Below are 19,108 nucleotides of genomic sequence, written 5' to 3'. Positions count from 1 at the left end.
ACGCTCAGGCTGTCACCGATTCCCTTTTGTGAAGGATCGGAGACCCTGATCAAGAGGTCAACGCCGCAACCAACTTGTTCAAGGTTGCCTCAGGCGTCAGCATTTCTTTCTCGCCAGTTGCGCGGTTCTTGACTTCCAACACACCGTCCTTGAGACCACGCGGGCCGGCCACAACCTGATACGGCAAGCCAATCAAATCCATGCTGGCGAATTTGGCCCCTGCCCGGTTGTCGGTGTCGTCGTAAAGAACTTCAACACCAGCGGCCTCGAATTTGGCATAAAGGTCTTCGCACGCAGCATCTGTCGTCTCATCGCCCGGTTTCAGGTTGATCAGACCAACGTGGAACGGCGCTACAGACTTGTGCCAAATGATTCCAGCATCATCATGGCTGGCCTCAATGAGCGCGCCCAAAAGACGAGAAACGCCGACACCATAAGATCCCATATGGACAGGCACTTCCTTGCCGTCTGATCCGGCTACCTTTGCACCCATTGGTTCAGAGTATTTCGTTCCGAAATAGAATGTCTGACCAACCTCGATACCACGGGCTACGATCCGCTTGTCTTCCGGCACCTTTGCCTCAAACGCCGCTTTATCGACAACATCTTCAGTGGCCGCGTAATGGGATGTCCAATCATTGACGATCGGGTTCAGATCGCCATCAAAATTGACATCTTCACCTGGCGTTTGTTTTGTCAGGTAGTCAGCGTGACAATAGACTTCACTTTCGCCAGTGTCGGCAAGCACGATGAACTCGTGGCTCAGATCGCCGCCAATCGGGCCGGTTTCAGCCTTCATCGGGATAGCCGTCAGCCCCATACGCTTGTAGGTCCGCAGGTAGGCTACAAACATCCGGTTATAGGATTCGACTGCACTTTCCTTATCAAGGTCAAAGGAATAGGCATCCTTCATTAGAAACTCGCGCCCACGCATGACGCCAAAGCGAGGACGCACCTCGTCGCGGAACTTCCACTGAATATGATAGAGGTTGAGCGGGAGATCCTTGTAGGACCGCACATAGCCGCGGAAGATGTCCGTGATCATCTCTTCATTGGTTGGCCCGAACAGAATGTCCCGTTCATGACGATCGGTGATGCGCAGCATTTCCTTGCCATAGGCATCATACCGCCCGCTTTCACGCCACAGCTCGGCAGACTGGATTGTGGGCATCAGCAGCTGAACAGCTCCTGCCCGATTCTGCTCTTCCTCGACAATCCGTTCGATCTTGCGCAGCACCCTATGTCCCATTGGCAACCAGGAATAAATCCCCGCAGATTGCTGACGGATCATGCCTGCACGCAGCATGAGGCGATGGGAGACGATCTCTGCCTCTTTCGGAGTTTCCTTCAGGATCGGCAGAAAATACTTGGACAAACGCATCGGAGTTCTCTCGCATGATCGGGCGGCACCCTTTTGTTGGGCAGTGAAAACGCAGGAACGGTTCAATTACAAGCCTTTCCAGCACAATGGCCAGAAAATGCGCCTTGTATCTGGGGATTTTCGCCTTCCCGGCAGTGGTTAGAGGGCTTGTACGCAGCGGCCTGCAACCTCGATCCACCCTCGTGAAAATTCACCAAAATGTCGAAACTGCAAAAAAATGCGGCGCTCATGCACAAATAGGTGACAAACACATTTCGTTCCGCTAGGTTCACCACCATAATAACAAGGACGAAAACTTATGTATTTGTCCTGACAGACATCGCGGTCTGAGTCTTGGGAGGAACGTCCCCTAGGCGCAACTTTGAGTCTGCTGCCTCTTCGAGAATGCTCACAAGCACTTGGAGATTGGGGATAATTAGACGCGGAACTTCAAAAAGGCAGAGCTTGGCTCTGCCTTTTCTTTATTTTGCACGCAAAACGCGCGCTAACTACAAGTCATACACGCGTCTATCGCGGCCCTGGAAACGGCAACTCGGTTAGAGAGAAGCCGGATTGCCGGAGCCAATAGTAGGTCGCGAAAAGAACCGTCGCCAAAATCGTATTGATCACCAACACTTTTTTGAAATTGACGGACTCAGGTGCGCCCGGCTCGGATCCGGGTACAACGTCTCCAGCTTCTTCCTGACTGCGTTTGATCCCAAATGGCAGGACGGCAAAAAGGCCGATCCACCAGATCATGAAATAGACCGCGAATCCGAAAAACAACGACATGTCTTATGCTTCTTCCAATTCGGTCAGGGTGCCGCAAAAGTCCTTGGGGTGAAGGAACAGCACCGGCTTGCCATGGGCACCGATTTTTGGCTCTCCATCACCCAGGACCCGGGCACCTGCTTCCACCAGTTTATCTCGCGCCGCCTTGATGTCATCCACTTCGTAACAAACGTGGTGAATGCCACCAGACGCATTTTTTTCAAGGAACTTGGCGATGGGAGAGTTTTCGCCAAGCGGCTCAAGAAGCTCAATTTTCGTATTTGGCAGATTGATAAACACGGTGCTGACCCCATGGTCTGGCTGCGCGACCTTCTCGGACACCTCTGCGCCAAGGGTGTCCCTGTAAACAGCTGTGGCTACCTCAATATTCGACACAGCAATCGCGACGTGGTTCAAGCGGCCAATCATCATACTCTCCCTAAATCCATTTCCCGGGTCTGTTACACTTGGGAAACGACAACTTTGCAAAGCGTCTTTTTGCCCCATACCTCAAGGATGGCCGAGCGCGCGGCCCGGCGAGCAGCTTCACCAATCAGGTCCTTGTCCTTACGGCGCGCCTTCGGAACACTCGTCACCGCTCCAATGACTTCCTTGGCAACAATATCCTCGATCGGATCGCCCTCTTCATCCTCTTCCGGGATACCCATCAAGGTCACATGCGGATCATCCAGCAATTCACCTGACCGGTTGACCACCAGAGAAACGACAGCGGCGCCAGCGAAAGACAGCTTGCGGCGCTCCTTGACGCCTGTGACCTCCGGGTCATCCAGAATATGCCCGTCCTTGACCCAAATCCCGAACGGCGCCTCGTCGATGATACCGGCCGCCCCTTCGTTCAAACGGACAATATCGCCGTTTCTGGCGCGCATGACTTCCCGAACACCCATCGATTTTGCAAAGTCCGCGTGCGCGGCCAGATGCATGGGCTCGCCATGAACCGGCACGACGACCTTCGGTTTAACTAGCTTGTAGAGCTGCTCCAGCTCGCCGCGCCGAGGGTGACCGGAAACGTGAACCAGTGCGTCACGGTCTGTCATGATCTGGATGTCGTCTTCAGCCAGATTGTTCATCACGTCGATAACCGCTTTCTCATTCCCGGGGATCGTACGGGATGAGAAAATGACCATATCGCCCTTGGAAAATGCGATGTTTCTGTGATCTCCAGCTGCAATTCGAGCCATGGCAGCGCGTGCTTCGCCTTGCGACCCTGTACAAAGAAGAACGACTTTCTCTCTCGGTAGGTAGCCAAAGGCCTCTTCATCGTGGAAGGGCTTCAACCCATCCAGATATCCGAGTTCCCCGGCTACATCGATGGCGCGGTGCATAGACCGACCAACGACTACCAGGTCACGGTCAGCTGCCTGTGTCGCTTCTGCAATCGCCCGAATGCGGGCAACGTTGGACGCGAACGTCGTGACGGCGACCCGATGCTTTGCACCGGAAATGACCTTTTTAAGTTCGACTGCAACATCCGCCTCTGACGGGCTCACCCCCTCCCTAATGGCATTTGTGCTGTCACAGACTAGGGCAGTCACACCTTCTTTGCCGAGTTCTTCCAGCCGTTTCATGTCGATGGGCAGGCCAATTCCCGGCGTGTGATCGACTTTCCAGTCCCCGGTGTGCAGCACCATGCCAGAGCTGGTCCGAATGGCCAAAGCACAGGGCTCGGGAATGGAATGAGCCATCGCAATGAATTCAACATCGAACGGGCCAATATCGATCCGATCCCCCTGCCGGACGACCGTTATTGGAAACGAGTCTTCGTTGGAATCCATTTCGCGTTTGGATTCCAGCAAGCCAGCGGTAAAGGGGGTCATGTACATCGGTACACGCAACTGCGGCCACAGATGGACAATGCCGCCATAGTGGTCTTCGTGCGCGTGTGTGATGACCATGCCAACGATATTGTCGACTTCTTCTTCCAGAAACCGAATGTCCGGCAGAACCACATCAATGCCAGGAAGATCCGGCCCTGCGAAACTTACGCCGCAATCGACGATCAACCAGGAACGGTCGCCTTCCGGCCCCACACCGTAGAGGCCGAGGTTCATGCCAATTTCGCCTACGCCACCAAGCGGCAGAAAAACGATTTCATTTTTGTTTTTGGCTTGCGCCATTTAATAGTGCTCCAAATCACGTTGTGCACCGAAGGTTACCCTTGCTCGGGCAGAAAAACATCTCCGGCGAATATTGTCTTCAAAGAGCCATTGTCCAGTTTCAAAACCAAATGGCCCCGATCATCAAGATTGTGAAATTGACCGGTCACGGCCTCGTCACCATTGCGAACAGTCACTTGTTGGCGCAAATGCGCGGCGCGCTCCAACCAGCCTGATCGGATTTGTGAAAAGCCGTTCGATGAGTTCCATGTAGCCAATTCATCTGCCAGGCTGCTGGCCAGATGGTGAAAGAGGTCCTCGGCACTCACCCGGTAGCCTAGTGCGGCAAGATCCGTGCAGGGATAAAGCGCATCATGAGGGTGGGTGACACAGTTTACACCAAACCCCAAGACAACAGCTGTTCGATTGTCTACAAGCGTTTCTGCTTCCAGCAATATGCCGGAAAGCTTGGCTCCGCTTACAAGCAAATCATTTGGCCACTTCAACTTTGCGAGGTGATAGCCGCCCGTCGCCAAATCAATTGCTTTGGACAGCGCGACTGCCGCAACCATTGGAAGCTCAGGCAAACGATTGGTCGGAGCCGGGTTGATCAAAAGAAGACTGGCAAACAGATTGCCTTGGTTTGATGCCCAATGTCGTCCCCGTCGCCCACGACCCGCGGTTTGTTCTGTAGCGGTCATCCAGATATGGCCAAGATCCCCTGCCCGCGCACGCTCAAAAGCCAGCGTGTTTGTAGAGGGAACAGCGCCGTGCCGCTCAACGCGGAAACCCGGCGCACCGGGCGCCGGGTTCTGATCTTCAGTCTCTGTCATTGGTTTGATCAGAAGAGTGCCCCTGCTGCAGCCTGCGCCGCGGTGACGATTGGTCCGGGAACCAGAGCAAACGCAACGATGAACAGGCCAGACAAACCAAGGATGAACCGCAGTTCAACCGGCATGGGATCAAAACCTTCAACCGCATCATCAAAGAACATCACCTTGATGATCCGGAGGTAATAGAAACAGCCAACGACAGACGCCAGAACGCCAATGATCGCCAGTGGATATAGACCCGCTTCAACCGCTGCGGAGAACACGAACCACTTGCCGAAGAATCCGACAAACGGCGGGATGCCTGCCAGTGACCACAGCAACATGGCAAGAATGATCGCCATCGGCAGATTGGTCTTGGAAAGCCCGGAAAGCTCATTGATCTCCTCAACCATCGTATCCTTGCGGCGCATGGACAAGATGCAGGCAAACACGCCAAGCGTCATGCCCAGATAGGCAGTCATATAGAAGATAACACCTTCGACACCTGCCTGCGTACCAGCAGACAGACCAACCAACGCATAGCCCATATGGCCGATGGAGGAATATGCCATCAGACGCTTGATGTTGGTCTGGCCAATCGCGGCAAAAGCCCCGAGAGCCATGGACGCGATGGAAACGAACACAATGACCTGCTGCCAGTCGTGTGTCACCGGCTGGAATGCATCGATGACGACACGTACCAGAAGGCCCATGGCGGCAACTTTCGGTGCGGCCGCAAAAAAGGCGGTAACCGGCGTTGGTGCCCCTTCGTAAACATCAGGCGTCCACATGTGGAACGGTACGGCAGAAATCTTGAAGACGAGACCGGCAAGAATGAACACCAAACCGATGATGACACCAAGAGAAGCACCATTTTCCGCCAAGACCTCGGAAATTTCTGCAAAGCCGATTTGGCCGGAGAAACCGTAGACCAGCGACATGCCATAGAGCAGCATGCCGGAAGACAGAGCGCCCAGAACGAAGTATTTCAGCCCCGCTTCCGTTGAGCGGATGCTGTCCCGGTTGATCGCTGCGACCACATAGAGCGCCAGACTCTGTAGCTCAAGGCCCAGATAAAGGGCAATCATGTCGTTGGCTGACAGCATCAGCATCATGCCGAGTGTCGCCAGAACGATCAGCACTGGATACTCAAACTTGTCAAAACTTTGGGTCTTTGCGTAGGCCCAGGACATGGCAATGGCGAAGAATGAGCCAATGAGAACCAGCAGCTTCAGGAAGTAGCTGTATTCATCAGAAACAAACGATCCACCAAATGTGGTTCCCAGTGTCGGTATGAACAACATCACCAACCCGGTGGCTGCGATTAGGCCCATGGCCCCGCCAAATATCTGGTGGGAAATTCCCTTCCCCCCAAAAACACCGATCATCAATAGAACCATCGCGCCGACGGCCAGAATAATCTCCGGCATCACCGGCATGAGATCGGGCATTTGCGTCAAATCAGACATATGTCTTGCCTCAAACCGTTAGTGCGCGCCGGATGCGGCCTGCTGGACTGAGCCAGCGGCCTCTAGGGCTGCGGTATAGTGATTGATCAGGTTGTCGACGGACCCTTGGGTCACATCCAGGATCGCCATCGGATAAACACCGAAGAAGATCGTCAGGATGATCAGCGGCAACAGGATGGCCTTTTCGCGAAAATCCAGATCGAGGATCGACTTCAGGCTTTCCTTGTTGAGTTCACCGAAGACAACGCGGCGATAGAGATAGAGGGCATAAGCAGCTGACAAAATCACGCCGGAAGTCGCAATCACTGCCACCCAGGTGTTGACCTGGAATGCACCCATCAATGTGAGGATTTCACCGACAAACCCGCTGGTTCCGGGCAAGCCGACATTCGCCATTGTGAATATGAGGAACGCCACCGCGTATTTCGGCATCCGGTTGACGAGGCCGCCATAGGCCGAAATCTCGCGCGTGTGCATCCGATCATAGATCACGCCAACACAGAGAAAGAGCGCGCCGGAGACAATGCCGTGCGACAGCATTTGGAACACACCGCCCTGAATGCCCTGCGGAGTCATGGTGAATATGCCCATCGTCACATAGCCCATGTGTGCGACAGACGAATACGCAATCAGTTTCTTGATGTCTTCCTGAGCCAGAGCGACCAGCGAAGTGTAGACAATTGCAATGACTGAAAGAGTGAAGACCAACGGGGCAAACATGTCGGACGCCAGCGGGAACATCGGCAGCGAGAACCGCAAGAACCCATAACCGCCGAGTTTCAGCAGGATGCCAGCCAGAATGACAGAACCTGCAGTCGGCGCTTCAACGTGGGCATCCGGCAACCAGGTGTGCACCGGCCACATCGGCATCTTTACTGCGAAGGAGGCAAAGAACGCCAACCAGAGCCAAGTTTGCATTCCACCCGGGAACGAATGATCCATCAACGCCGGAATGTCTGTCGTTCCAACTTCCCAATACATCGCCATGATCGCGATCAGCATCAGGACTGAACCAAGCAGCGTGTAGAGGAAAAACTTGTAGGACGCATAAACGCGGCGTGCGCCACCCCACACCCCGATGATCAAGAACATCGGGATCAAGCCAGCCTCAAAGAAGATGTAGAAGAGCACCAGATCAAGCGCACAAAATACGCCGATCATCAGCGTTTCCAGAATGAGGAACGCGATCATGTACTCGCGCACACGCTTTTGAACGCTCTCCCACGAAGCCAGAATGCAGAACGGCATCAGGAAGGTTGTCAGAATGACAAACAGAACCGATATCCCGTCGACACCCATCTTGTAGTTGATGTTGCCCCCAAGCCATTCTCGGCTTTCTACGAACTGGAAGCCCGGGTTCGTGTAGTCAAAAAAGTACCAGATCGCCAAGGACGTTGCGAAGGTGAACAAGGTTGTTACCAGCGCAACCATGCGCATGGCTCCCTTCGCCCCGTCATCATTGCCGGGCACGATCATCAGGAACACGACACCCAGCAGCGGCAGGAAGGTGACAATTGAAAGGATTGGGAAATCCAACATCAGTGGGCTCCTCCGGTACCAGCGCCGGTGAACATGGACCAGGTAATCAGGAGAGCAACGCCGATCAGCATGGCAAAGGCATAGTGATAGAGGTAGCCAGTTTGCAGTTTCACAACCCAGCCGGTAATGTTCTGGACACGCGCGGCAATGCCGTTTGGCCCAAGACCATCTATCACGGCACCATCACCCTTCTTCCAAAGCTGTCTGCCGATCCATAGAGACGGGCGAACAAACAGGAAGTCATACAGCTCATCGAAATACCACTTGTTCAAGAGGAACTGATAGAGGCCGGAATGCTCCTGCGCGAGCTTCTTTGGTGTTTCCGGCGAGCGGATGTAGAACCAGTAGGCAACGACAAGGCCACCAACCATCATCACAAATGGGGAAAGCTTCACCCAATTCGGCACTTCATGGAACGTGTGCATGATGTGATTGTTCTCGCCAAGGAAGATCGCGCCCTTCCAGAAGGCATCGTAGCCATCGCCAATAAACGGTGACTTGAACACCATCCCGGCAAGCACAGCACCAACTGTCAGGATCAACAGTGGAATGGCCATGACCATCGGAGATTCGTGTACATGTTTCATGACATCAGACGGTGTCCGAGGCTTGCCGTGGAAGGTCATGAAGGTCAAACGCCAAGAGTAGAAGGACGTCAGACCCGCCGCGATGACGGTCATCCAGAAGCCATACATGGCCATTGGGTTGGCATGCTCTCCGCCACCGGCAGCAAACGCAGCCTCAATAACCGCATCTTTGGAGATAAACCCTGCAAACCCAATGTAGGTCAGCGGAATACCAACACCAGTGAGTGCCAGCGTGCCGATCATCATTGTCCAATAGGTAATTGGCAGATGTTTGCGCAGTCCGCCCATCTTCCGCATGTCCTGCTCGTCCGACACTGCATGGATCACCGACCCGGCACACAGGAACAAGAGCGCCTTGAAGAAGGCGTGCGTAAAGAGGTGGAAGATACCAATTGAGTAAGCGCCGACGCCGAGCGCAACGAACATGTACCCAAGTTGCGAACAGGTCGAATAAGCAATCACACGCTTGATATCGTTTTGGACCAATCCCACAGTGGCTGCAAAAAATGCCGTTGTCGCCCCGAAGAACGTCACAACGGCCAATGCGGTAGATGAGAATTCAAATATTGGCGACAGCCGCGCGACCATGAAGACGCCCGCAGTGACCATGGTTGCTGCGTGAATGAGTGCGGATACCGGTGTCGGGCCTTCCATCGCATCCGGCAACCATGTGTGCAGTAGGAATTGCGCCGACTTGCCCATCGCCCCCGTAAACAGAAGCAGACATACAACGGTCAAAGCCGCATGATTGTCGAGGTGATACCCAAGGAAGTTCAGCTTTTCGGAAGGATCTTCTGAGGCGGCGAAACCCGGCACCTCGGCAAAAATCTGAGAAAACTCAATGGTGCCAAAGAGGTAAAAGACGCCAAAGATGCCAAGCGCGAAACCGAAGTCGCCGACACGGTTGACGACAAATGCCTTCATGGCGGCAGCATTTGCAGACGGCTTTTTGTACCAGAAGCCAATCAACAGATAAGACGCAAGCCCCACGCCTTCCCAGCCAAAGAACATTTGAAACAGGTTATCAGCGGTGACCAGCGACAACATGGCAAATGTGAAGAGGGACAGATAGGCAAAGAACCGCGGACGATGCGGATCATGGTGCATGTAGCCAATGGAGTAAACATGAACCAGCGCAGAAACCGTGTTCACGACTACCAGCATCACGACTGTCAGAGTATCGACGCGAATGCCCCAAGTGACATCCAAAGTTCCTGCGCTGACCCAGCACAGCAACTCGATTTGGTAGAGTGCGGTATCTCCGTAGCCCACCTGAAAGAAGGCGACCCAGGACAGCACAGCTGCAAGAATAACCAGACCGCTCGTACCATATTCAGAGAACTTTGCGGGCATCCTGCTGCCCAATAGCCCTGCGAACAAAAAACCCACAAGCGGAAGGAAGAGGATCAAGGAATAAAGAGTATCCATTTTTCCTAGCCCTTCATCACATTGACGTCTTCAACCGCAATGGAACCGCGGTTCCGGTTGAAGACCACGAGGATGGCAAGGCCGATGGCAGCTTCTGCCGCCGCAACCGTGAGAACCAGCATGGTGAAGATCTGCCCCATCAAGTCCCCAAGGAAGGACGAGAAAGCGACAAAATTGATGTTGACGGCCAAAAGCAACAACTCGACCGACATCAGAATGACGATCACGTTCTTTCTGTTCAAAAAGATCCCGAAGATCCCGATCGTGAACAAAATGGCTGCGACCGACAGATAGTGCGACAGACCGATTTCCATGGGTGCCTCGCGTGCTCCCCTTCTCTTACCCCAAACCGAAAATCCGCATGAGGGTGACGCGAATTTTCAGATCATGCGATTGCGCGAAACCTCGCGCAGTTAAATACCTTTACCGGTTTCCACCTTGCGGACTTCAACAGCGTCCTCACGGCGGCGGCCCACCTGAGTGGCAATGTCCTGACGTTTGGCATACGGCTTGTGGCGCAGTGTCAGCACAATGGCGCCGATCATCGCGACCAGAAGTACAAGGCCGGATACCTGGAAGAAGTAGATGTATTTCGTGTAGAGCACCTGACCGATGGCCTCAATGTTGGAGACCTCATTCAGCGCCGGTGTTGGCTCAGAGCCTTGCCCAATCAGGCCTGGCGCCAAAATCCATGCACTAACGCCCATCAGCAGCTCTATCAGCAGAACAAGCCCGACCAACGCGCCTGCCGGAAGGTATTGAAGAAATCCCTGACGCAATTCTGCGAAATCCACATCCATCATCATGACAACGAACAGGAAGAGCACGGCGACCGCGCCTACATAAACCACGATGAGCAACATCGCGAGGTATTCAGCGCCGAGCAGGACAAACAAACCTGCCGAGTTCACGAAGGCCAGAATCAGGAACAGCACGGAATGCACGGGATTTCGCGCTGCGATGACCATAAAGGCCGAAGCCACGGTCACACCGGCAAACAGATAGAAGAAAAAGGCGTTCAGGAACATGGAGGGCCTGCCTGTGATGTGGCCGTTTCCGGCCGTTCAGCATCTCACAGCCGGATTGCCGTGACATGCCTTAAAGTGTTGCGTCTAGCTCCTAGCGATAAGGAGCATCCATTTCAATGTTACGAGCGATTTCCCGCTCCCAGCGGTCGCCATTGGCGAGCAGCCTTTCCTTGTTGTAGTAGAGTTCTTCGCGGGTCTCGGTTGCGAATTCGAAGTTTGGACCTTCCACGATGGCATCGACCGGACATGCTTCCTGACAGAAACCGCAGTAGATGCACTTCACCATATCGATGTCGTAGCGCGTTGTGCGACGAGTGCCGTCGTTACGCCGTGGCCCTGCTTCAATTGTGATGGCCTGTGCGGGGCAAATTGCTTCGCAAAGCTTGCAGGCGATGCAACGCTCTTCCCCGTTTGGATATCTGCGCAAAGCATGCTCACCTCGGAAACGCGGGCTCACCGGTCCTTTTTCGAACGGATAGTTGACCGTTGGCTTCGGCTTGAAGAAATACCGCATGGCAAGGAAGAACGCAGACACGAACTCCTTCAGCAACAGCGATTTGGCAGCCTGATCAAGTCCCATCGATCGTTGCCTTCCCTAGATCCCTCAGCCAGCGAGACTTGCGCCGGCCCAATACCCAACGATCGGAAACCCAACCATTGGAACTACAACAATTAGCGCCGTAAGCGGCGCCCGGTACCGCGCGGCAATGCCTCCATCGCCGCCGCCTTCCCGGTTTTTCATTTCCGCCGCCTGCAGGATCCCTTTCAGGATTTTCTGATCGATCCAGGCCAGATACAAACCCAGCACTGCGCCGATCAGTCCGACGATAGACACACTCATGTGGTCGGTGCCCAGCCCATGGCCATGAGGACACCAGCTACCGCAACCACCATGAGCAGGGACAGCGGCAGGAACACTTTCCAGCCAAGGCGCATCAGCTGGTCATAGCGATAGCGAGGCACCATGGCCTTGACCATCGCGAACATGAAGAACACCAGGAACGCCTTGAGTGAGAACCAGACAATGCCCGGCACCCATGTAAACGGTGCGAAATCAAACGGAGGCAGCCAGCCACCCATGAACATGATAGTCATCAAGCCGCACATCAGGGCGATGGCCACATATTCACCAAGCATGAACATCATGTACGGCGTGGAGCCATATTCCACCATGAAGCCGGCAACCAGTTCAGATTCTGCTTCTGGAAGATCGAACGGCGGACGATTGGTTTCAGCCAATGCGGAGATGAAGAACACCACAAACATCGGGAACAATGGCAGCCAGTACCAGTTCAGGAATGACAACCACGGCACACCTATCATGGTGGCAAGGCCCGTCTGCTGAGACTTCACGATTTCGGTGAGGTTCAAGGAGCCTGCGCAAAGCAGGACAGTCACGATCACGAAACCGATGGAAACTTCATAAGAAACCATCTGCGCTGCAGAGCGAAGCGCGGACAGGAATGGATACTTGGAGTTGGACGCCCATCCACCAATAATGATGCCATAGACCGAAAGCGATGAAATGGCGAAGATATAGAGGATGCCAACGTTAATGTCGGCAATCACCCAGCCTTCGGCCACTGGTATAACGGCCCAGGCAGACAAGGCAAGAAGAACGGTGATCAGCGGAGCAAGCAGGAAAAGCGGTTTGTTCGCCCCGGACGGGATAACCGGCTCTTTGAGCACAAACTTCAAAAGGTCTGCGAAACTCTGGAACAGTCCCCATGGCCCTACAACATTCGGGCCACGGCGGATTTGAACAGCTGCCCAGATCTTACGGTCCGCATAGAGAATGTAGGCAATGACCAAAAGCAGCGTAACCAGAAGAACGACGCTCTGAAGCACCATCCAAAGCAGCGGCCAACCGTATGTGTTCATGAACTCCATATCGGATCCTCAGCCCCTATTCTGCTGCTTCCGCTGACCGGGATTGGGCCAGCGCCGAACACTCAGCCATCACATTGGAGGCGCGTGCAATCGGGTTTGTCAGATAAAAATCGCGAATGATGTTGGCAAAGCCTGCGGAGGACACCGCGCCCTTGCCAGCTGCGCTTGCCAGCGTGTCCAGATCTTCCGTCGTTCCAGCCTGAACCATGTCGATGGATGACAGATGCGGATGCGCTTCGAAGAGCTTGGACCGCAGTTCTGAAAGCGAATCAAATTCAAGCTTTTGATCGAGTACTGCGGACAAGGCCCGCAGGATAGCCCAATCCTCGCGGGCTTCACCTGGAGGAAATGCTGCGCGATCAGCCAGTTGGACGCGGCCTTCGGTATTCACGTAAAGTGCAGATTTTTCGGTATAAGCCGCTGCTGGCAGGATGACGTCTGCCCGGTGCGCACCACGATCCCCATGCGTCCCTTGATAGATAACAAAAGCGCCTTCTGGAACATCGACCTCATCGACGCCGAGAAGGAAGAGAACATCCATAGCTCCCGGCTCAAGCATCTCGCCGGTTGATTTACCACCTTCGCCTGGCACAAAGCCGATATCCAGCGCGCCAACCAGAGCTGCTTCACTGTGCAAAACGTTGAAGCCATTCCAGTCGTCGCGGATGGCGCCGCGCTTCTTTGCGATTGCAGTGCAAAGTGCCAGCACTTCGGCGCCGTCCTCGCGGTTCAATGCGCCTTGACCAACAATGATCATCGGGTTCTTGGCATCAGTTGAGCCATCAAGAATCGTTTTCAGGCTTTCCGGGCCAGCACCAGCGTAGGTCGTGCCGTAGGTCAGTTCAGCGTTTTCGCCAACCACAATCACTTCCAGCCCGCCGCGCACCCACTGCTTGCGAATGCGGGCATTCATGACCGCCGCCTCAACGCGGGGGTTGGTTCCGACCAAAATGATTTCGTCGGCTTCTTCAATTCCGGCGATTGTAGAATTGAAAATATAGCTGGATCGACCGTTCTTTGGATCAAGCGGAGAGCCAGGGAACCGGGCATCGATATTGGCGACACCGAGTTTGTCCATCAGGCTCTTCAGCGCAAACATGTCCTCAACGCCAGACAATTGCCCGGCAAGAGCGCCGACCTTGTCGGTGGAAGACGCCTTCACTTTACCGGCAATGACCTGAAAGGCTTCGGCCCAAGAGACCGGCTGCAGCTTGCCGTCTTTTTTCGCGTAAGGGCGATCAAGGCGCTGAGTTTTCAAGCCATCGTAGATGTAGCGGCTCTTGTCGGAGATCCACTCTTCGTTCACTGCATCGTTCAAACGCGGCATCACACGCATGACCTCCCGGCCCCGCGTATCAACCCGGATCGCAGATCCGACACCGTCCATAACATCTACAGATTCGGTTTTTGTCAGCTCCCATGGGCGTGCATGAAACTCATAGGGTTTGTGCGTCAGGGCACCGACCGGGCAAAGGTCCGCGACATTGCCCTGCAATTCAGAAGACAGCGCTGCTTCCAAATACGTGGTGATCTCGGCATCTTCACCTCGGCCAATCAGGCCCATGTCGGTGACGCCTGCCACTTCCGTCGTAAAGCGGACGCACCGCGTACAGTGGATGCAACGCGTCATGATCGTCTTGATCAAAGGACCGATCTGCTTGTTCTCAACAGCGCGTTTGTTTTCGTGAAAGCGTGTTCCATCAACACCATAGGCCATGGCCTGATCCTGAAGGTCGCATTCACCACCCTGATCGCAAATCGGGCAGTCCAGCGGATGATTGATGAGCAGGAACTCCATCACCCCTTCCCGCGCCTTTTTGACCATCGGGCTTTTGGTTTCAACGACGGGAGGCTCACCGTTTGGTCCAGGACGCAAATCCTTGACCGACATGGCACAAGAAGCCATCGGTTTTGGCGGTCCGCCCTTTACCTCAACAAGGCACATGCGGCAGTTACCGGCGATTGATAGCCGGTCGTGATAACAAAAGCGCGGAACCTCGGCGCCAGCTTCCTCACATGCCTGAAGCAATGTGTACTCAGCCGGAACCTCAACTTCGTTGCCGTCGATGATCAGTTTTGTCATCGCCTGCTCTCCAAACCCCGTTCCGCTTATTCAGCCGCGATCAAAGGCGCCTTGGGCGCTTTTGTCTTGGCAACATAGTCGTCAATGCGTTGTTCGATCAGCGGGCGGAAATTCCGGATCAAACCCTGAATAGGCCAAGCTGCCGCATCGCCTAGCGCACAGATCGTATGACCTTCTACCTGCTTGGTGACTTTGAACAGCATGTCGATCTCTTCATAAGACGACTCGCCCTTCACCATTCGTTCCATCACGCGCCACATCCAGCCGGTGCCTTCCCGACATGGTGTGCACTGTCCGCAGCTCTCGTGCTTGTAGAAATATGCAAGACGCGCAATCGCCTTGATCATATCTGTGGATTTGTCCATGACAATCACTGCAGCGGTTCCAAGACCGGAGCCAAGGCCGCGCAATGAATCGAAATCCATCGGCACATCTTTAGCTGTTCAGCCGTCAAACAGGGCACTGATGAGCCACCCGGAATCACCGCTAGGAAATTGTCCCAACCACCACGAATTCCGCCACAATGGCGATCAATCAGTTCGCGGAAAGGAATTCCAAGCTCTTCTTCGACCGTACACGGCTGGTTGACATGCCCGGAAATGCAGAACAGCTTTGTGCCGGTGTTGTTCGGTTTGCCTAGTCCTGCAAACCAAGCGCCACCGCGACGCAGGATGGTTGGCGCAACGGCAATCGATTCCACATTGTTTACGGTTGTCGGACATCCATAGAGACCGACGTTGGCAGGGAATGGCGGTTTTAAGCGAGGCTGCCCCTTCTTGCCCTCAAGGCTTTCCAGAAGTGCGGTTTCCTCACCGCAGATATACGCCCCAGCGCCATGGTGAACGTATATATCGAAATCATAGCCGTTCTTATTGTTCTTGCCGATCAAGCCAGCATCGTAGGCTTGGTCGATTGCCGCCTGAAGACGCTCACGCTCGCGAATAAACTCGCCGCGGACATAGATATAGGCTGCGATTGCGCCCATGGCGAAGCCTGCGACAAGGCACCCCTCGACCAGCGTGTGCGGGTCATGACGCAGGATCTCGCGGTCCTTACAGGTGCCCGGTTCTGATTCATCGGCATTGACGACAAGATAAGCCGGGCGGCCATCGCTCTCCTTGGGCATGAAGGACCACTTCAAGCCAGTTGGGAAGCCCGCGCCACCGCGCCCACGAAGGCCGGACGCCTTCATCTCGTCTATGATCCAGTCGCGCCCTTTGTCCAAAAGCGCCTTGGTGTCATCCCATTGGCCGCGTTTCTTCGCGCCTTCGAGACCCCAGTCGTTCAGACCGTAGATGTTGGTGAAGATCCGATCCTGATCTTTCAGCATCCCTTCCCCCTAACTCAGCGTTTCTTTGACGGCGACGATGCGCCTTTGCTCGAACGCTTCGAGAACTCGGTCTCTCCGCCTTCTGCCAGAATTTTCGCTTGTTCGATCCAACCATCCCGCTCGATCCGGCCTTTGAACTTCAACCTTGTATCGACCCAAGCGACTTCGGCTGCCGTCCAGGCGGCGATCTGATCGAAATGGAAGAAACCCAACTCGTACAAAACACCTTCCAGTTTCGGACCAACGCCCTTGAGCTGCTTGAGATCGTCGGCCTTGCCGCCGCGCGCTTCCTTCAACTGCTCCGGCGCAGCCTCAGCGACCTCGCCCGAAGTGTCTGTGGAACCAGCTTGGTCCTCAGCTGCTTTCGACTTCGACTTGGACGCAGCTTTCTTCGCCGGTGCCGTTTTGGAAGTTGATTTGGCTTCCGCCTTTGCAGGCTTTGCCTTCACAGACTTCCCTGCATTAGCTGAAGTGGTTGCTTCCACAATCTCAGCCTTGTCTGTTTTCGGCGCTGCGCCGGTCTTGGCTTCTGACTTTTCAGTGTCTTTCGCAGCAGCTTTTGACTTGGCAGGCTCGTTCTTCGGTGCTGTTTTGGCCGGCGCAGCCTTGGCAGGAGTGTCTTCGCTCTTTGCCGCATCTGCACCCGATTGCTTGGCGGCAAAAGCGGCTGTCACCTTGGCAACGGCGTCTTCAGCCGGTGTAGGCACGCCATCAAAATCATTTCCGCCTGAGTTAATGGACGGACCAGCAAAAGCGTGTGAGGCTCTTTCAGAGCCATCGATTAGATGAGCAACAGGCAATTCACCTTTTGAGTTGTCGTTGACTTCGGTGAGCGATGTCTGACCACCTTCCGGCATGGAAAAACGGCGACCGTTTTGCGGCCCAGGCATGACTTCCTTGCCCTCAGCAATGTCATCGATCAACTGGTTGAAGCTATCAGGCGTGAGATCTTCATAGGTATCCTTGAAAATCTGAACCATTGGAGCGTTGACACAGGCCCCAAGACACTCAACCTCTTCCCATGAAAACATGCCGTCTTCCGAGATTTCGTGCATATGTTTTGCAATGCGGCTCTTGCAGATCTTGATCAGGTCTTCCGAGCCGCGCAGCTGGCATGGGGTCGTCCCGCACACCTGAATGTGCGCCTTGCTGCCAACCGGCTGCAGTTGAAACATCGTGTAGAATGTTGCGACTTCCAGAACACGAATGTGCGGAATATCGAGCATGTCGGCGATGTAACGGATCGCAGGTTCACACACCCAGCCATCATGTTGTTCCTGAGCGCGCCACAACAGGGGGATAACGGCGGACGCCTGACGGCCAGCCGGATAGCGGTCAATCAGCTTCTTCGCCCAAGCCAGATTGTCTGGCGTGAACTCAAAGCATTCAGGTTGTTCCGCGGCAAGTCTGCGCACCGCCATGGTCTATACCCCGTTTGTTTCCTCTTCAGGCCAGTTACTACCGTACCCGACGAATTCTAAAATGATCAGCGAGAGCCGCGCCTAGCGGTCCACCTCGCCGAACACGATATCCATTGACCCGAGCACAGCTGAAACGTCGGCCAGCTGGTGTCCATTGCACACGAAGTCCATTGCTGACAGGTGTGCGTAGCCGGGTGCCTTGATTTTGCAGCGATAGGGCTTGTTGGTGCCATCAGACACCAGATAAACCCCGAACTCGCCCTTCGGCGCTTCAACGGCTGCATAAACTTCGCCAGCCGGGACATGGTAGCCCTCGGTGTAAAGCTTGAAGTGGTGAATCAGCGATTCCATTGAGCGCTTCATCTCGCCGCGTTTCGGCGGAACGATCTTGCCGTCGGCGGAGGACACCGGACCGTTTTCAATCGTCAATTTCTCAAGGCACTGTTTCATAATGCGAACGGACTGACGCATTTCTTCCATACGGATCAGATACCGGTCGTAGCAGTCACCATTCTTGCCAATCGGGATGTCAAAATCGAGATCGGCATAACATTCATAAGGTTGTGATTTGCGGAGATCCCACGCAGCGCCTGAGCCACGCACCATGACACCGGAGAACCCCCACGCCCATGCATCATCAAGCGAAACAACGCCGATATCAACGTTCCGTTGCTTGAAGATGCGGTTGTTGGTCAGAAGGCCTTCAATATCATCCAGCGTTTGCAGGAACGGGTCGCAAAAGTCCCAAATGTCATCCAAAAGATCACGCGGCAGATCCTGATGCACACCGCCGGGGCGTACATAGGCTGCGTGCATCCGGGCACCGCAAGCGCGCTCGTAAAACACCATCAATTCTTCACGCGGTTCAAAGCCCCACAACGGCGGGGTCAACGCACCTACGTCCAAAGCTTGAGTCGTGATGTTCAAAAGGTGCGACAAAAGCCGCCCGATCTCTGAATATAGTACACGGATCAACTGACCGCGCATCGGCACTTCAATGCCAAGCATACGCTCCACTGCAAGGGCGTAGGCATGTTCCTGGTTCATTGGAGCAACGTAGTCGAGCCGGTCGAAATACGGCACGGCCTGCAGGTAGGTCTTGTGCTCAATCAGCTTTTCAGTGCCACGGTGCAAAAGCCCGATATGCGGGTCAACGCGGGTCACAACTTCGCCGTCCAGCTCCAACACAAGGCGCAAAACACCGTGCGCAGCCGGATGCTGCGGACCAAAGTTGATATTGAAGTTACGAACTTGAGCTTCAGCCATAAACCAA

At 54.5% G+C, this 19,108-nt stretch carries 16 protein-coding genes and 1 pseudogene; all 17 read right to left on the bottom strand.

What is annotated here, in order from left to right:
* Positions 1-49 precede the first annotated feature (49 nt).
* The gene (gene proS / locus TRICHSKD4_RS03260) at positions 50-1,381 is read right to left on the bottom strand and encodes a proline--tRNA ligase (protein ID WP_009465982.1); all 1,332 of its coding nucleotides are present in this window, start codon (positions 1,379-1,381) and stop codon (positions 50-52) included.
* A gap of 507 nt (positions 1,382-1,888) precedes the next feature.
* Positions 1,889-2,152, bottom strand: a complete 264-nt coding sequence (locus TRICHSKD4_RS03255; protein WP_009465981.1) for a DUF1467 family protein — start codon at positions 2,150-2,152, stop codon at positions 1,889-1,891.
* 3 nt (positions 2,153-2,155) lie between these two features.
* Positions 2,156-2,560, bottom strand: a complete 405-nt coding sequence (gene mce, locus TRICHSKD4_RS03250) for a methylmalonyl-CoA epimerase (protein WP_009465980.1) — start codon at positions 2,558-2,560, stop codon at positions 2,156-2,158.
* Between the two features lie 32 nt (positions 2,561-2,592).
* Entirely contained in the window at positions 2,593-4,269 is a 1,677-nt protein-coding gene (locus tag TRICHSKD4_RS03245) for a ribonuclease J (protein ID WP_009465979.1), read from the bottom strand.
* Between the two features lie 35 nt (positions 4,270-4,304).
* Positions 4,305-5,081, bottom strand: coding sequence for a biotin--[acetyl-CoA-carboxylase] ligase (locus tag TRICHSKD4_RS03240; protein WP_009465978.1), 777 nt, complete (start codon positions 5,079-5,081; stop codon positions 4,305-4,307).
* Positions 5,082-5,089: 8 nt separating this feature from the next.
* Positions 5,090-6,529: an NADH-quinone oxidoreductase subunit NuoN gene (nuoN, locus tag TRICHSKD4_RS03235; protein ID WP_009465977.1), complete on the bottom strand. Its 1,440-nt coding sequence runs from the start codon at positions 6,527-6,529 to the stop codon at positions 5,090-5,092.
* An 18-nt stretch (positions 6,530-6,547) separates the two neighbouring features.
* Positions 6,548-8,068, bottom strand: a complete 1,521-nt coding sequence (locus TRICHSKD4_RS03230) for an NADH-quinone oxidoreductase subunit M (RefSeq protein WP_009465976.1) — start codon at positions 8,066-8,068, stop codon at positions 6,548-6,550.
* Complete coding sequence (nuoL, locus tag TRICHSKD4_RS03225) at positions 8,068-10,083, bottom strand: NADH-quinone oxidoreductase subunit L (protein ID WP_009465975.1); 2,016 nt, start codon at positions 10,081-10,083, stop codon at positions 8,068-8,070. Before nuoL ends, TRICHSKD4_RS03230 begins: the two co-directional genes overlap by 1 nt.
* A gap of 5 nt (positions 10,084-10,088) precedes the next feature.
* Positions 10,089-10,397 carry an NADH-quinone oxidoreductase subunit NuoK gene (gene nuoK, locus TRICHSKD4_RS03220; RefSeq protein WP_009465974.1) on the bottom strand — a complete coding sequence of 103 codons (309 nt, stop codon included), beginning with the start codon at positions 10,395-10,397 and terminating at the stop codon, positions 10,089-10,091.
* Positions 10,398-10,496: 99 nt separating this feature from the next.
* Complete coding sequence (locus tag TRICHSKD4_RS03215; protein WP_009465973.1) at positions 10,497-11,111, bottom strand: NADH-quinone oxidoreductase subunit J; 615 nt, start codon at positions 11,109-11,111, stop codon at positions 10,497-10,499.
* 91 nt (positions 11,112-11,202) lie between these two features.
* The gene (gene nuoI, locus TRICHSKD4_RS03210; protein WP_009465972.1) at positions 11,203-11,691 is read right to left on the bottom strand and encodes an NADH-quinone oxidoreductase subunit NuoI; all 489 of its coding nucleotides are present in this window, start codon (positions 11,689-11,691) and stop codon (positions 11,203-11,205) included.
* A gap of 24 nt (positions 11,692-11,715) precedes the next feature.
* A complete protein-coding gene (locus TRICHSKD4_RS03205; protein WP_009465971.1) occupies positions 11,716-11,952 on the bottom strand; it encodes a hypothetical protein in 237 nt (78 codons plus the stop codon).
* Complete coding sequence (gene nuoH, locus TRICHSKD4_RS03200; RefSeq protein ID WP_009465970.1) at positions 11,949-13,001, bottom strand: NADH-quinone oxidoreductase subunit NuoH; 1,053 nt, start codon at positions 12,999-13,001, stop codon at positions 11,949-11,951. The genes TRICHSKD4_RS03205 and nuoH overlap by 4 nt, the downstream gene beginning before the upstream one ends.
* A gap of 16 nt (positions 13,002-13,017) precedes the next feature.
* On the bottom strand, positions 13,018-15,084 hold the full coding sequence (nuoG, locus tag TRICHSKD4_RS03195) for an NADH-quinone oxidoreductase subunit NuoG (RefSeq protein ID WP_009465969.1): 2,067 nt from the start codon (positions 15,082-15,084) through the stop codon (positions 13,018-13,020).
* A 26-nt stretch (positions 15,085-15,110) separates the two neighbouring features.
* Positions 15,111-16,414: pseudogene (nuoF, locus tag TRICHSKD4_RS03190) on the bottom strand (NADH-quinone oxidoreductase subunit NuoF).
* 14 nt (positions 16,415-16,428) lie between these two features.
* The gene (nuoE, locus tag TRICHSKD4_RS03185; RefSeq protein ID WP_009465966.1) at positions 16,429-17,835 is read right to left on the bottom strand and encodes an NADH-quinone oxidoreductase subunit NuoE; all 1,407 of its coding nucleotides are present in this window, start codon (positions 17,833-17,835) and stop codon (positions 16,429-16,431) included.
* Between the two features lie 81 nt (positions 17,836-17,916).
* Positions 17,917-19,101, bottom strand: a complete 1,185-nt coding sequence (locus TRICHSKD4_RS03180; protein ID WP_009465965.1) for an NADH-quinone oxidoreductase subunit D — start codon at positions 19,099-19,101, stop codon at positions 17,917-17,919.
* Positions 19,102-19,108 lie beyond the last annotated feature (7 nt).

Source organism: Roseibium sp. TrichSKD4 (assembly GCF_000148725.1).
GTDB lineage: Bacteria > Pseudomonadota > Alphaproteobacteria > Rhizobiales > Stappiaceae > Roseibium.
Note: the sequence above shows the minus strand (reverse complement) of the source record. Positions and strands in the feature narration are given on the sequence as shown.

Excerpts from the sequence above, each read along its gene's own strand:
- nuoG (WP_009465969.1), bottom strand. The coding sequence starts at position 15,084 with ATGACAAAACTGATCATCGACGGCAACGAAGTTGAGGTTCCGGCTGAG.
- TRICHSKD4_RS03205 (WP_009465971.1), bottom strand. The coding sequence starts at position 11,952 with ATGAGTGTGTCTATCGTCGGACTGATCGGCGCAGTGCTGGGTTTGTAT.
- TRICHSKD4_RS03215 (WP_009465973.1), bottom strand. The coding sequence starts at position 11,111 with ATGTTCCTGAACGCCTTTTTCTTCTATCTGTTTGCCGGTGTGACCGTG.
- nuoL (WP_009465975.1), bottom strand. The coding sequence starts at position 10,083 with ATGGATACTCTTTATTCCTTGATCCTCTTCCTTCCGCTTGTGGGTTTT.
- mce (WP_009465980.1), bottom strand. The coding sequence starts at position 2,560 with ATGATTGGCCGCTTGAACCACGTCGCGATTGCTGTGTCGAATATTGAG.
- nuoI (WP_009465972.1), bottom strand. The coding sequence starts at position 11,691 with ATGGGACTTGATCAGGCTGCCAAATCGCTGTTGCTGAAGGAGTTCGTG.
- nuoH (WP_009465970.1), bottom strand. The coding sequence starts at position 13,001 with ATGGAGTTCATGAACACATACGGTTGGCCGCTGCTTTGGATGGTGCTT.
- nuoK (WP_009465974.1), bottom strand. The coding sequence starts at position 10,397 with ATGGAAATCGGTCTGTCGCACTATCTGTCGGTCGCAGCCATTTTGTTC.
- TRICHSKD4_RS03230 (WP_009465976.1), bottom strand. The coding sequence starts at position 8,068 with ATGTTGGATTTCCCAATCCTTTCAATTGTCACCTTCCTGCCGCTGCTG.
- TRICHSKD4_RS03180 (WP_009465965.1), bottom strand. The coding sequence starts at position 19,101 with ATGGCTGAAGCTCAAGTTCGTAACTTCAATATCAACTTTGGTCCGCAG.
- TRICHSKD4_RS03245 (WP_009465979.1), bottom strand. The coding sequence starts at position 4,269 with ATGGCGCAAGCCAAAAACAAAAATGAAATCGTTTTTCTGCCGCTTGGT.
- TRICHSKD4_RS03240 (WP_009465978.1), bottom strand. The coding sequence starts at position 5,081 with ATGACAGAGACTGAAGATCAGAACCCGGCGCCCGGTGCGCCGGGTTTC.
- proS (WP_009465982.1), bottom strand. The coding sequence starts at position 1,381 with ATGCGTTTGTCCAAGTATTTTCTGCCGATCCTGAAGGAAACTCCGAAA.
- nuoE (WP_009465966.1), bottom strand. The coding sequence starts at position 17,835 with ATGGCGGTGCGCAGACTTGCCGCGGAACAACCTGAATGCTTTGAGTTC.
- TRICHSKD4_RS03255 (WP_009465981.1), bottom strand. The coding sequence starts at position 2,152 with ATGTCGTTGTTTTTCGGATTCGCGGTCTATTTCATGATCTGGTGGATC.
- nuoN (WP_009465977.1), bottom strand. The coding sequence starts at position 6,529 with ATGTCTGATTTGACGCAAATGCCCGATCTCATGCCGGTGATGCCGGAG.